Below are 13,447 nucleotides of genomic sequence, written 5' to 3' on the forward strand. Positions count from 1 at the left end.
AGAATAAGAGTAGACTTTGAAGTAGATGAATAACAAAGCACATGGGAGTTTGCGGATGCAGACTGAGAGTACGACTAATCTGTCGTTGACCATTAGAACCTGTTGGATAATGCCAGCGTAGGGAGAGTGTAAAACACATGTTCAGGCACTTTGCATACGCGAAGTGTCTTTTTGTGTATCTCCCATTATGAAACGAGGAGGAGATGAAACAATGAATAGAACAGAAATTGCTAAAGTGGTGGAACAAGTAAGAGAAACGAATCCACTCGTGCATAATATTACAAATGTAGTTGTAACGAACTTTACAGCAAATGGCTTGCTAGCGTTAGGAGCATCACCTGTCATGGCATATGCAAAAGAAGAAGTAGCAGAGATGGCTAGCATTGCAGGGGCGCTCGTTTTAAATATGGGTACGCTTCGTCCAGATGAAGTTGAAGCAATGCTCATTGCTGGGAAAGCAGCGAATCAACAGCATGTCCCAGTATTATTTGATCCAGTTGGAGCCGGAGCAACTCTATATCGAACAGAAGTAGCAAGACATATACCAAATGAAATAAAATTAGCAATGATCCGCGGAAATGCAGCGGAAATTGCGAATGTTATTCATGAAAAATGGGAAATTAAAGGTGTGGATGCCGGAACTGGAAATGGTGATTTTGTAGCAATTGCAACAAAAGCAGCAACTAAACTAGATACAGTTGTGGTGATTACGGGAAAAGAAGATATTGTCACAGATGGTAAGCAAACCATTATAATTCGTAACGGTCATCCAATTTTAACAAAAGTGACAGGAACAGGTTGTTTATTAACTTCAGTTATGGGAGCATTTGCAGCTGTTGAACAAGATTATGTAAAAGCAGCGGTTGCTGCGTTAACGTTTTATGGAGTGGCAGCGGAGATTGCTGCAAGTAAAACAGTAGATCAGGGGCCAGGCAGTTTCCAAATTGAATTTTTAAATCAATTAGCAAATGTTACTGCAAGCGATATTGAACAATATGGAAAAGTAGAAGAAGTTCGTTAGGGAGATGAGAGAGATGGCACGCACTGAAACAGAAAAGATGTCTCAGTTATTGCAAGTATATTTTATTATGGGGAGCAATAACTGTCACAAGGATCCATTACAAGTGATGAAAGAAGCGCTAGATGGTGGCATTACTCTTTTTCAATTTCGAGAAAAAGGAGAAGGGGCTCTAACTGGAGAAAAAAGAATCCAATTAGCAAAACAGTTACAAGTGCTATGTAAGGAGTATCGTGTTCCTTTTATTGTGAATGATGATGTGGATTTAGCGCTCAAGCTGGATGCAGACGGTGTTCATGTCGGACAAGATGATGAAGGAATTGAAATTGTCCGTGAAAAAATGGGCGATAAAATTGTTGGAGTGTCTGCTCATACAATAGAAGAAGCGCATTTTGCTATTGCAAATGGTGCGGATTATTTAGGAGTAGGCCCTATTTTTCCAACAAGCACAAAAAAAGATACAAAAGCAGTTCAAGGATTAAATGGATTACGTTATTTTCGAGAAAAAGGTATTAATATACCAATTGTTGGTATTGGTGGAATTACAACCGAAAATGCTTCTTCTGTAATAGAAGCAGGGGCAGATGGCGTTTCTGTTATTTCAGCCATTAGTTTGGCGAGTTCAGCCTTTGACAGTGCGAAAGCATTCGTACATCAAGTGAAGAAGTAAAGATGGGGATTGAACGGTTGTGTTTTCATCTTACAAAAGGTTATGCAATCATTGTATGCCTTTTTTTATTTCGAAAAATTCGGAATATGATATGATTTAACAAATGGGAGCTGGAGGGGTGGAGCAATGAATTTTGTTGAGCTGCAAAATGAGTTGTTTAAGGTGGTTGACAGAAAAGATTTTGAAGCGGCACAGAATCTTATTCAAAAAGCAGAAACGGATTTTCCAGAGCGGTTAGATAAAACAAGTTTTTGGAGTGCTTGTATCTATTCTTTACAAGGAAAACAAGAGAAAGCAATTTCTGTTTTACATGAAGCTTTTGGAAAGGGAATATGGTGGAATCCTTATACGTTGCTGCATGATTCAGATTTGAAAATATTGAAGAGCAATGAAGAATTCCAAAAGATTGTAAAAGGGTGTGAAGACATTTTTCATTATCAGCGATTACATACGAAATCTGAGCTATTCGTGTATGGAAATGAGAATTCCAAAAAGGGAATCTTTTCTTTGCATTGGAGAGGATCAAATGTAAATGATTTTGCTCCTTATTGGTATGATAATCACATGTTAGATCAGTATATTTTCGGCTTTTTGCAATCTTCACAAACATATGGACTGAACTCCTATTGTTGGGATAATCAAGAGATAGCCATTCAAGAAATTTCTACAGCTTTTTATAAATTTAAGAAAGAACGTAATATGGAACAAATTATAATTGCGGGTGCTTCTCAAGGGGGAATATTAGCAATAGAATTAAGTCTTGCAAATAAATTACCTATGAAAGGATTTATTGCTGTTATTCCAGCTATTCGAGATATACAATCGATAGAAAGCTTATTACAAGCAAGGACATCAGCTCATTTAAAAGGATGCATTATTACAGGAGATAAGGATCCATTTTATAAGAAAACGATGGAGTTAATGGAAGTATTTAAAACATATAATGTGGAGTGCAAATGTATTGTAAGAGAAGGATTAGGGCACTTTTTTCCAGATGATTTTCCAAAGTTATTAGCAGAGGCAAGTCAATATATACTGGAGCCTAGTATAGAGTAGAAGAGTTTAGTTAGAGGGGCGCATAAAACAAAGGTACTCATTTAAACAAACGTTTGATTAAATGGAAAAAAAGCGCATGACTTATAGAGTAAGTGATGCGCTTTTTTGTTAAAACATAATCGAAATAAGTAACATTCCGATACCGATAGAAGCAAAGGTTGCAATGAGACCAGGAATCATAAAGCTATGATTTAGTACATATTTGCCAATACGTGTTGTGCCTGTACGGTCAAAGTTAATTGCAGCAACGATTGTTCCGTAGTTTGGAATGAAGAAGTAACCATTTACTGCAGGGAACATTGCGATAAGAAGCGCTGGTGAAATACCAAGCGATAAGCCAAGTGGTATAAGAGCACGTACAGTAGCTGCTTGGCTATACAATAAGATAGATAGAACAAATAGTGCAATAGCGAATAACCATGGTGCACTTGTTACTAAATGTTGAATAGATCCTTGAATGAAAGATAAGTTACCATTAAAGAACGTATCACCCATCCAAGCGATACCAAAAATAGCAACAACAGCTGTAGCACCGGCTTTGAAAACGTTACCAGATACAATACTTTCCACATTTGGTTTACATAAAATAATAATAAGAGCGGCAATTGTTAGCATAACCATTTCAATTGCATTTGGCATCGATAGGTGAACGGATTTTCCATCGATTATCCAGCCTGGTCGCAGTGCTTCAAATGAACCAAGGAGAACAACGAAAACAGTTGCGAATAAGAAGAGGATAACAGATAATTTAGCTCCTTTTTTACCAACGAACTCTTTCTTTTTTTCTAATTGTGGAATCATACCTTCTTTTAATCGTTTTAAATATTCAGGGTCATCTTTTAACTCTTTTCCCATTTTACTTGCAACGAAAGCTGCTAACATACAAGCAATAAAAGTAGATGGAATACTTACTTTTAAAATATCAAATAACGTAATTTTATAATCAGCCAACATTGCTAGAAGTGCAACAGTTGCTGCTGAAATAGGACTGGCTGTAATGGCTTGTTGTGAAGCAATTACGGCGATTGACATCGGGCGCTCAGGGCGAACTCCTGATTCACGTGATACTTCCGCGATAACTGGAAGGACAGAATAGGCAACATGGCCTGTTCCAGCACATAATGTAAATAAATAAGTAACAATAGGTGCGAAAAATGTAATACGCTTTGGATTTTTTCGCAATGCTTTTTCCGCAAGATGGACAAGGTAATCCATTCCTCCAGCTGCCTGCAGGGCGCCAGCGGCTGTAATTACTGCTAAGATCATTAGCATAACATCAATTGGAGGTGCTGTAGGTTGTAGGTGAAAGATAAATACAAGTATTGCCATACCAACTCCACCCATCACTCCTAAGCCAACCCCCCCAAGGCGTGCGCCAATGAAAATACAGAGTAGTAAGGTAAGAAATTGTAACCAAAACATAATAAACTACCTCCGGAAATTTAATGGGTTAATATTTTTGAATAATTTAATTTGATTGAAAAATTTAAAAGAATCCAAGAAAACCCCTTATTTCTAAACATTTTTTATTATATAACATATAAAAAGGAACATTCATCCTTTTCGTGAAAGTATTTTGAAAAAATACTATATCATTATTTTTTAATAAGTAGACATTTTGATTATGATGTTGTAACCTGTGAAAGGGAATATTTAATTCTCATAAAACTCCCATATTATTCAACTCGTTGAGCGAGAAAGGCAAACTTGTGAAAGCATAAGGATGCAAAACTGTAGGGCCTAAGGTCAAGAGAAGGCTAAGCGAGTCAGTTACCGAATAGATTGGGTTAGTTTTGACCAATTTTTTACATTGGTCTTTTTTTATTTATGTGCCCTTAAATGAGAAATAATATCAATTTAGGGGTTATAACATCATATTATTCAACTATACAAAAAAATAAGGAGGTATTTTTATGGGGAAATATTGGCATAAGCTATCGTTTTTACAGAAAAATGTCTTGTTGACTGTCTTAGTTATTTTTACGCTTGTTGGAAGTATGGCTGTATTAAGTCTTAATATGTTCCAAGATAACATGATGAATTTATTTGAAAAACAGTCAATTGAAACAGGCGATATTGTATTAAATGAACTAGATCAGAAATTGATTAGAGAGGTTGCAGAAGATCCTACAAGTCAAGGAGTGAAGAAAGAAAGAATTACAGATCAGCTCGATAAAGCAGCAAAAGATTTGAGAAGTGTTGGGCAAGTATATATTACAGGGGCAAAAACAAATGAAAAAGATGCACCACAAATTGTCGGATTGAATACTGAATTAGCTAAATCCGTAACTGTGAAACCAGGTGATTATTTCGATATGCCGTCTCATTGGATGACTGCATACCATAGGGTAATGGATACAAAGAAAGCACAAATGACAGAAGTATATGAAGATCAGCTTGGTTCATGGGTAACAATATTAGAACCAATTATGGATAAAGAAAAAAATATTATTGCGGTTGTAGCGGCGGATGTAGACGCGTCGATTGTTCCGAGTACAAAACAAAAATTCATCATACAAGGTTTAATCTTTATGGGGATATCATTGGTGCTTGCTATTGTAATTCAATTCTTTATTGTTCGTAATTCTTTAGCACCGTTAAAAGAGTTGCGTGAAGGATTACGAAAAGTAGGAGATGGCGATTTAAATATTCAATTACGAGAACGATCAGATGACATCGGAATTATTAATGCTTATTTCAATACAACAATACAAAAATTTAAAGCAATTATCGATAAAGTAAAGCAGACAGCAGAACAAGTTTCTTCTTCTTCCCAAGAATTATCGGCAAGTACAGAAGAAAACAATATGGCAGTTCAAGAGATTGCAAGTTCTATAGAAGGATTAAATGAAGGAGCACAGTCTCAAGAGGCTTCCGTACAAAAATGTTTGCATATTGTAAATGAGATGGGCAGTAGTCTGGAGGAAATTACAGGTGCTGCGAAGCATGTTACAAGTGCATCTGAAGGCATGGAGCAACATTCTTTAGAAGGAAATGAAGTTATTTCTCAAATTGTGAAGCAAATGAATTTAATTCAAAGTGCGGTTCAAGATTTATCTTCTATTATCTATTCGTTAGAAAATCGTTCAAAACAAATTAGCGATATTGTAACAGTAATTACAGGCATTTCAAATCAGACAAACTTACTTGCTCTAAATGCCTCTATTGAAGCATCACGAGCTGGAGAAGCTGGTAGAGGATTTGCAGTTGTAGCAGATGAAGTGCGTAAATTAGCGGAGCAGACAGAGGCGTCAGCTAAAGATATTGCAAAATTGATTGGAGAAACACAAGCAGAAACGGAAGAAGCTGTAGTTTCAATGCAAAAAGGTTCAAAAGAAGTTGAATCAGGAATTGAGCTTGTTCATAGTAGCGGTGAGTTCTTTGAAAAAATTTCAAAATCAGCGCAGTCTGTTACAAATCAAGTGAAAGCAGTTTCAGGTACTTCAAGTGATGTTTTACAAAAAAGTCAAGGAATCGTGCAGGTTGTGAATCATTTATCTCATATTGCTAAGACATATGCAGAAAGTAGTAATCACGTAGAAGAAAGCATGAAAGAGCAAGAGATGTCTGTTCAAGAAATTGCTGAGCTAGCAACATCTCTAAGTTGGCTTGCTCAAGAGTTACAAGAATTGATTGGTGAATTTAAAAGCGAATAGAGCATAAACAAGGTGTAGATAGTAAGGGAAGTGAATGAAATGGAAGCAGTATTAACAAATTCCTATAATGAAAAAATCAAAGAGTCTCTAGAAAGAATAAACGGAAAAAGTAGAATCCCTATGGATTTCCGAAATCTAGAGGGAGAATTAGAGACAAAAACAATATTGTTTCCAATAGCAACTCATATGGTTGATCTGTTGGGAGCAAGTATAATGTGGTTACATCATATTACTAATGAGAAACATATAATTGTTTTGTATCATGAAAGAGAAAAACTATTTCCTATTATGATCGAAATCTCTCATTTCCTTTCTTATAAAACTTTAAAAGAACAGATTGTTGAGCAAATAGGTCAAATTCAAGCGATGAATGAGACAGACATACAAGAATTACAAAAGCATTATAATCTATCTGGAATTTCACCTATTATTGTTGGTCAAACATACTATCATTCACAGGAGAATGATATATTACAATTTGTCCTTAATGAAGAGAAGCAAGGTGTAGAAGTAATATTTAATGGTTTGATTTGGAAGGAAAAGACGATTGCTCGCTATATGAGGCAAATAGGAGGAGTATTCATACACGCCTTACAGAATAGGGATAAACTTGTTGAGAATTTTCATATTATTACAGATGAAGAGATAGCACTCTATAATGAGATAAATAATACGAAAGCAACATATCCAGAAACAAGCATTGTCGAGATGTTTTATAAAACGGTTGACCAATTTCCAAATCGTATTGCATTATCTTCTAAAGAAGGTGCTTTAACTTATCAAGAATTGAATCAAAGAAGTAATCAAATAGCTCACATGTTAATACAAAATGGTGTGCAACCAGGAGATTATGTGGGGATTTTTATGAAACGCAGTATCGACACAGTGATAAGTATATTAGCTGTGTTGAAGGCTAATGCGGCATATGTTCCAATTGATCCAGATTATCCGCAAAGTAGAATTGAGTATATTATTCAAGATAGTAAAGCGAAAGTTATTTTAACAAAAGAAACAGAGATTACATCTAAAGGTATTCAAGCAATCTCAATCTATGACAGAGAGAATTATTTAGTTAATGATGTGAAGCTTCCTATAAATTGTGATGATATAGCATATATGATTTATACATCAGGATCGACAGGAAATCCAAAAGGAACAATGTTAGCTCATCGAGGTGTTGTCAATTTATGCACTTGGATGCAACGACAGTATGAATTAACAGAAGAGGATGTATTTGCACAGTTTCCTTCATTTAGCTTTGATGCTTCTGTATGGGAATTATTTGCTGCTTTATTTTGCGGAGGCACTTTATATGTATTATTAGAAGAAGAACGTTTATCAGTAGAAGCATTTGCAAATGCAATACATAGAGTAAAAGCAACTTCTATTTTAGCGTTAGCGACAGTTTTTGTAAGACAAGTAGCAACCTATTTAGAAGATGAAGAGATATATAAGCTGAATTCATTGAAACGGATTGCGATTGGCGGAGAGATGTTACCGATCGAGGTAATTAAATTGTGGAGAGAAAGAATTGGAACAGATATTCAAATTCATAATGTATACGGGCCGACAGAGTGTACAGTCGTAACAACAACTTATCCGATTCCGAGTCAATTGAATGAGAATATTGTAAGTGTTCCAATTGGTAAGCCGTGTGCGAATTATCGAATTATGATATTGGATGAGAATATGAGGCTTTGTCCAATTGGTGTACCTGGCGAACTGCATATAGAGTCAGTAGGACTAGCAAAAGGATATTTTAATAAACCGGAAAAAACAGCAGAAGCATTTGTTCCAAATCCATTTAATCCTGATGTTAATATATATAAAACTGGAGATATCGTTAGACTCTTAGAAGATGGGAATATTGAATTTTTACATAGAAAAGATGATCAAGTGAAAATTAGAGGACATCGTATTGAGTTAGGAGAAATTCAAAATCAAATTTCTCAAAATCATAATGTAAAAGAAAATATTGTGTTTGCTAAGAAAAGTAAAGAAGGAAGTCAATATTTGATTGCTTTTTATACAACTTTAACGAAAAAAGACATACCAGAACTCATTTACAAATTACAAGAGCAGTTACCAGATTATATGATTCCGTCTAAGTTAATTTATATTGATGAACTACCACTTACACCAAATAAGAAAATAGATGTTAAGAAACTAGGACAACTAGAAGAAGCGTATGAGCCGACTCGTCTACAAGAATATGTGGCACCATCTACTGAAGCGGAGAAGATCATCGCACAGGCTTGGGCAGAAGTATTAGGAGTTTCCAAAATTGGTGTACATGATGATTTCTTTACTATTGGTGGGCATTCATTAAAAGTATTACGTATTTTAACATTGTTAAAAGAAGATTTTCCGCATTTAACAATTCAAGACTTCTTTAAGGAAAAGACGGTATATAAGTTAGCGCGAATACAAAGGGAGTTAACCCTAGAAGAAAATGTATTTCATGAATATAAATGGATACATGAACCAGAGGCGATTCAGTATACGGAAGGAATAACGGATAACCGGATTTCAAATGTCTTTTTAACAGGAGCAACAGGTTATTTAGGGTCACATATCCTATATGAATTATTACAGCAAACTTCAGCTCATATTTATTGTTTAGTAAGACCTAAAAGAGATGTAGAGCAAAGAATTATTGAAACTGTAACAGGCTATTTTCATGATATTCCAAATGAAGCTCTGGCACGTATAACAGCTGTTCCTGGTGACCTTGGTGAAGAATACTTTGGGCTTAGTAAGGAAGAGTTTATAGCGATACGTTCTAAAGTTGATGCAGTCATTCACTGCGGGGCGGACGTAAGACATTTTGGTGATGTAAAGCAATTTGAAAATGTAAATATTCAAGGGACAAAGCGCATGCTTGCATTAGCCGATGAAGGAGCAGCATTCCACTTTATTTCTACGATTAGTGTTCCAATCGATTTAGCAGTAGAACAATGGGATACGTATAAAAAACGCGGTGATTTTGAGTATAATGTAGAGCTAGAGAATGTATATTCCAATAGTAAACTACAGGCAGAAAATCTTGTTCGTGAAGCAATGAGTCGTGGCATGAGAGGGAATATTTATCGTGCTGGCAATTTAGCATGTCATTCCGAAACGGGAGTATTTCAACAAAATATTGAAGGAAATGCATTTTATCGTCTCATTAAAACAATGTTATTAATTGGACAAGCGCCAAACGTGAAGTGGAAAGTAGACTTTGCTCCAATTGATTTTGCAAGTAAATCGATTGTGACTTATATGCAAGATCCTCAAATTATAGGTGAAACATTGCATATTTGTCATCCAGATCCGATTGATTTTGTACATTTTGTACAGTTAATTATAGAATGTGGGCATCATTTAGAAGTTGTTCCGCTTTCGCAATATGTAGATTCAGGGTTACAGTTAGCGAAAGAGGATGAGGAGATAGCAGAATTGATTGCTTCACAAGTAGCTGGCGATGGAGCGCAGCAGTCTGAAATTGTAATAGGTACAAAACGAACAAATGAATGGATAAAGAAAAAGCAAATTGCAGTGCCAGTCATTGACAAACAGTTTATTCAGAAGCTATTAGTACATGGAAAACAAGTGGGGTATTTTCCACACATAGAAAAATAGCAGACAAAATGTACCATGCTTTTGTTTGTTCAATAAAATAAATCATGCTACAATGAAAACGAATTAAGGACCGGGGAGCCAAGTGGCTGAGAGGATGTAAAGGAACATCGACCCTCAACCTGATCTGGATAATGCCAGCGTAGGGAGTTGCTTAAGGGAATGTAGCATATGTTATTTTATAATAACTTGCATACAAGGCTTTCCTACGTCATAGTAGGAAAGCCTTTTCTTTTTTTAAAACATATTATTTTGCAAAGGGGATTTTAGCATGTCACAACAAGTTACAATTTCATTTTCAGTGGTACCACAAGCAAAAACAAAAGATTTATATGCGGTTGTGGATAAGGCAATTGAAGTTGTCCAACAATCAGGCGTTCGTTACGAAGTAGGCGCGATGGAAACAACGATGGAAGGAGATTTAGATGAACTTCTTGATATCATAAAACGTGCACAACAAGCTTGTGTAGATGCTGGAGCAGAAGAAGTGATTACTTCTATTAAAATCCACTATCGTCCAAGTACAGGTGTAACAATTGATGAAAAAGTATGGAAGTATCGTGATGAATATGACAAAACAGAAGCGATCTAATTTCGCAATTACAACGATTTGGCTGATTCTTCTCATTGCGATATGGGAAGGATCTGTTTCATTATTTCACATTGAACCATGGATATTGCCAAAGCCCTCTACAATCGTACAAGAATTAATTGGCATGAAAGAGCTATTACTTCCAAATATAACAAAGACGTTGCAAGAAGTGATAAGCGGTTTGTTTTTTGCAATTCTACTTGGAACAAGTATTGCTATTATTATGGATGTTATCCCGATTTTTCGTCTTCTTATGAATCCGTTACTTGTCATTTCACAAACTATTCCAATTGTTGTGCTTGCACCTTTATTTATCATTTGGTTTGGATATGGAATGCTACCAAAGGTGATGGTTGTTATTCTCGTTTGTTTCTTTCCCATTGCCCTTAGTATTTTAGAAGGGTTTCAAACAGTAGATAAAAATATGCTCAAATTATTACAAACAATGCGTGCATCAAAATGGCAAATGTATCAAAAAGTAAAATTTCCTGCTGTGCTTCCATATTTTTTCTCAGGGTTAAAAATTGCTGTTACATATAGTGTGATGGGGGCAATTATTGGTGAATGGCTTGGTGCAAGCGAAGGATTAGGGGTTATGTTAACCCGTGCAACAAAGTCATTTTTAACTGCTCGTGTATTTGGTATAGCGGCTATGATTGTAATCGTCACGTTATTTTTATATTCTATCGTAGAATTTATGGCAAGAATAACAGCACCATGGATATATAGAAAGGAAGACAAAAAATGAAAAAGAGCTTAAAAGTCATGTTAGCAACACTGCTTGCAGTAAGTGTTGTCGGCTGTAATACAGCGAAGAAAGAAGATAGTGGTGACAAAGAGAAAAAAGTAAAAGTTGTTTTAGATTGGTTTCCGAATACAAACCATACTGGTTTATATGTAGCAAAAACAAAAGATTATTATAAGAAACAAGGTTTAGATGTAGAAATGATACAGCCTGGTGATAATGTATCAGCAGAGCAAATGATTGCTTCTGGAAAAGCTGATTTTGGTGTGAGCTATCAAGAAAATGTTACATCGGCACGTGTGGAAGGGATTCCAGTTGTATCAATTGGAGCAATTATACAACATAACACATCGGCATTTGCCTCTTTAAAAAAAGATAATATTACTTCACCAAAAGATTTTGAAGGAAAGCGTTATGGAGGATGGGGAGCACCAGCAGAAGAAGCAACTTTAAAAACCATTATGGATAAACATCAAGCAGACTTTAGTAAAGTAGAAAAAATTGTGCTTGGACAAACAGACTTCTTCAAATCAATTGGTCGTGATGCTGATTTTGAATGGATTTATTATGGCTGGGATGGAATTGAAGCGAAACGTAAAGGAAAAGAATTAAATACAATAATGGTAAAAGATTTAGATCCAGCACTAGATTTTTATAGCCCTGTTCTTATTACAAGTGAAAAGAACATAAAGCAAAATAAAGATGTTGTGAAAAAGTTTATGAGTGCAACAGCAGAAGGATATCATTTTGCAATTCAGGAACCAAAACAAGCAGCTGATATTTTAATTAAGAATGTTCCAGATATTAATAAAGAGTTAGTGCAAGAAAGTCAAAAGTGGTTAAGTACAAAATATCAAGATGATGCAAAAGCGTGGGGAGTACAGAAGGAAGAGGTTTGGACAAATTACATGAATTTCTTATACGATAATAAGGTAATCAAAAAGAAAATTGATGTAAAAGATGCCTTTACAAATGAATTCCTTCCAAGTGAAAAATGAGTGGATTACGAATAAAAGATGTTGTGAAAGCATTCGATGGTAAAAATGTATTAGAGAATATTCATGCTTCTATACAAGAAGGCGAATTTGTATCATTTGTAGGCCCGAGCGGTTGTGGGAAAAGTACATTGCTTAATATGATCGCAAGTATTGAAGATACGACGAGCGGTGAGATTATGTATCATGATGAGCTTGTACAAACACAAGACTGTGTAAGTTATATGCCGCAGCAAGATTTATTGCTTCCGTGGCGTTCAGCTTTACAAAATATTGTGTTGCCATTAGAAATTGAGGGGAAGAAGTCCAAGAAAGAGCGTTTAGCAGAGGGGATGGAAGCATTAAAACAATTTGGGTTGTTTGAATATGCAGATCACTATCCCGACTCATTATCTGGAGGAATGAGGCAGCGGATTAGCTTTCTTCGTACGTATTTATGTGAGAAACCTGTTATGCTACTTGATGAACCGTTCGGAAAGTTAGATGCCTTTACAAAAATGGAAGTGCATCGCTGGCTTTTAGATTCTTGGCATCAAGAGAAACAAACAATTGTAATGGTAACGCACGACTTAGATGAAGCGATACTATTATCTGATCGTGTATTCATCTTATCGCAAAGACCAGCAACTATTGTAGGTGAAGTGCACGTTCATTTACCTCGTCCGCGAACAATGGATATGTTAACATCTGTTGAATTAAAAGAAGATAAAACAGAAATTTTAAAGATATTAGCTCCGTATATGAAGAAATAAAGAAAGCCTCTGAATGTGAGATGTTCAGAGGCTTGTTATTTTTTAGAGAAATAGAAGCTCGACAAAAGAAAAACATTCACATTTATAGTGAATGCCTTTTCCCTGTGATTAACATAATTTTGGAGAACTCTTACATGAGAATTATATGAAGAAGCACGCTTATGGTGCGCATATAAGCGTGCTTTTTCTATCATATTGTCTATTTTATAACTATTTATAGATGCCTTTCCCTAACAGGCTACTATCTTTGTTTATATGTATAGATAGCTTAAATTGGAACAACGATTGTCCCTATAACTACAGGATAATGTGGTGAATAAAGAAAAACAAGAGATTTAAAAG

Annotated in this window: 10 protein-coding genes and 3 riboswitches; of the genes, 9 read left to right on the forward strand and 1 reads right to left on the reverse strand. The window is 35.5% G+C overall.

Annotation, left to right across the window (positions count from 1 at the left end; translation table 11 throughout):
* Positions 1-31 precede the first annotated feature (31 nt).
* A riboswitch (TPP riboswitch) is annotated at positions 32-141 on the forward strand.
* Positions 142-211: 70 nt separating this feature from the next.
* The 3 genes from thiM to MR058_RS12880 all read left to right on the forward strand — a co-directional run bounded on the left by thiM (position 212) and on the right by MR058_RS12880 (position 2,744).
* Positions 212-1,021 (forward strand): hydroxyethylthiazole kinase, encoded by an 810-nt coding sequence (thiM, locus tag MR058_RS12870; RefSeq protein ID WP_242144378.1) that lies wholly within the window; start codon positions 212-214, stop codon positions 1,019-1,021.
* A 4-nt stretch (positions 1,022-1,025) separates the two neighbouring features.
* Positions 1,026-1,688: a thiamine phosphate synthase gene (gene thiE / locus MR058_RS12875; RefSeq protein ID WP_277926552.1), complete on the forward strand. Its 663-nt coding sequence runs from the start codon at positions 1,026-1,028 to the stop codon at positions 1,686-1,688.
* A gap of 126 nt (positions 1,689-1,814) precedes the next feature.
* Complete coding sequence (locus MR058_RS12880) at positions 1,815-2,744, forward strand: TPR end-of-group domain-containing protein (RefSeq protein ID WP_242144380.1); 930 nt, start codon at positions 1,815-1,817, stop codon at positions 2,742-2,744.
* A 108-nt stretch (positions 2,745-2,852) separates the two neighbouring features.
* Here the strand turns inward: MR058_RS12880 and MR058_RS12885 are convergent, their stop codons facing one another.
* A complete protein-coding gene (locus MR058_RS12885; protein ID WP_242144381.1) occupies positions 2,853-4,166 on the reverse strand; it encodes an anaerobic C4-dicarboxylate transporter family protein in 1,314 nt (437 codons plus the stop codon).
* 268 nt (positions 4,167-4,434) lie between these two features.
* A riboswitch (cyclic di-GMP riboswitch) is annotated at positions 4,435-4,522 on the forward strand.
* Positions 4,523-4,657: 135 nt separating this feature from the next.
* Between MR058_RS12885 and MR058_RS12890 the strand changes: the two genes are divergently transcribed.
* From MR058_RS12890 to MR058_RS12915, 6 genes are all read left to right on the forward strand, one after another.
* Positions 4,658-6,400, forward strand: a complete 1,743-nt coding sequence (locus MR058_RS12890; RefSeq protein ID WP_242144382.1) for a methyl-accepting chemotaxis protein — start codon at positions 4,658-4,660, stop codon at positions 6,398-6,400.
* A gap of 120 nt (positions 6,401-6,520) precedes the next feature.
* A complete protein-coding gene (locus MR058_RS12895) occupies positions 6,521-10,024 on the forward strand; it encodes a non-ribosomal peptide synthetase family protein (protein WP_396021446.1) in 3,504 nt (1,167 codons plus the stop codon).
* A 61-nt stretch (positions 10,025-10,085) separates the two neighbouring features.
* Positions 10,086-10,187, forward strand: a riboswitch (TPP riboswitch).
* 105 nt (positions 10,188-10,292) lie between these two features.
* Positions 10,293-10,613, forward strand: coding sequence for an MTH1187 family thiamine-binding protein (locus MR058_RS12900; RefSeq protein ID WP_242144384.1), 321 nt, complete (start codon positions 10,293-10,295; stop codon positions 10,611-10,613).
* On the forward strand, positions 10,585-11,361 hold the full coding sequence (locus tag MR058_RS12905) for an ABC transporter permease (protein WP_242144461.1): 777 nt from the start codon (positions 10,585-10,587) through the stop codon (positions 11,359-11,361). The genes MR058_RS12900 and MR058_RS12905 overlap by 29 nt, the downstream gene beginning before the upstream one ends.
* A complete protein-coding gene (locus MR058_RS12910) occupies positions 11,358-12,356 on the forward strand; it encodes an ABC transporter substrate-binding protein (RefSeq protein WP_242144385.1) in 999 nt (332 codons plus the stop codon). Before MR058_RS12905 ends, MR058_RS12910 begins: the two co-directional genes overlap by 4 nt.
* On the forward strand, positions 12,353-13,105 hold the full coding sequence (locus tag MR058_RS12915; protein ID WP_242144386.1) for an ABC transporter ATP-binding protein: 753 nt from the start codon (positions 12,353-12,355) through the stop codon (positions 13,103-13,105). The genes MR058_RS12910 and MR058_RS12915 overlap by 4 nt, the downstream gene beginning before the upstream one ends.
* The last annotated feature ends 342 nt before the right edge of the window (positions 13,106-13,447 follow it).

The organism is Bacillus cereus group sp. BfR-BA-01430 (assembly GCF_022663115.1).
Classification (GTDB): Bacteria; Bacillota; Bacilli; order Bacillales; family Bacillaceae_G; genus Bacillus_A; species Bacillus_A cereus_BD.

Excerpts from the sequence above, each read along its gene's own strand:
- MR058_RS12880 (WP_242144380.1), top strand. The coding sequence starts at position 1,815 with ATGAATTTTGTTGAGCTGCAAAATGAGTTGTTTAAGGTGGTTGACAGA.
- MR058_RS12900 (WP_242144384.1), top strand. The coding sequence starts at position 10,293 with ATGTCACAACAAGTTACAATTTCATTTTCAGTGGTACCACAAGCAAAA.
- thiM (WP_242144378.1), top strand. The coding sequence starts at position 212 with ATGAATAGAACAGAAATTGCTAAAGTGGTGGAACAAGTAAGAGAAACG.
- MR058_RS12890 (WP_242144382.1), top strand. The coding sequence starts at position 4,658 with ATGGGGAAATATTGGCATAAGCTATCGTTTTTACAGAAAAATGTCTTG.
- MR058_RS12910 (WP_242144385.1), top strand. The coding sequence starts at position 11,358 with ATGAAAAAGAGCTTAAAAGTCATGTTAGCAACACTGCTTGCAGTAAGT.
- MR058_RS12885 (WP_242144381.1), bottom strand. The coding sequence starts at position 4,166 with ATGTTTTGGTTACAATTTCTTACCTTACTACTCTGTATTTTCATTGGC.
- thiE (WP_277926552.1), top strand. The coding sequence starts at position 1,026 with ATGAGAGAGATGGCACGCACTGAAACAGAAAAGATGTCTCAGTTATTG.
- MR058_RS12895 (WP_396021446.1), top strand. The coding sequence starts at position 6,521 with ATGGATTTCCGAAATCTAGAGGGAGAATTAGAGACAAAAACAATATTG.
- MR058_RS12915 (WP_242144386.1), top strand. The coding sequence starts at position 12,353 with ATGAGTGGATTACGAATAAAAGATGTTGTGAAAGCATTCGATGGTAAA.
- MR058_RS12905 (WP_242144461.1), top strand. The coding sequence starts at position 10,585 with ATGAATATGACAAAACAGAAGCGATCTAATTTCGCAATTACAACGATT.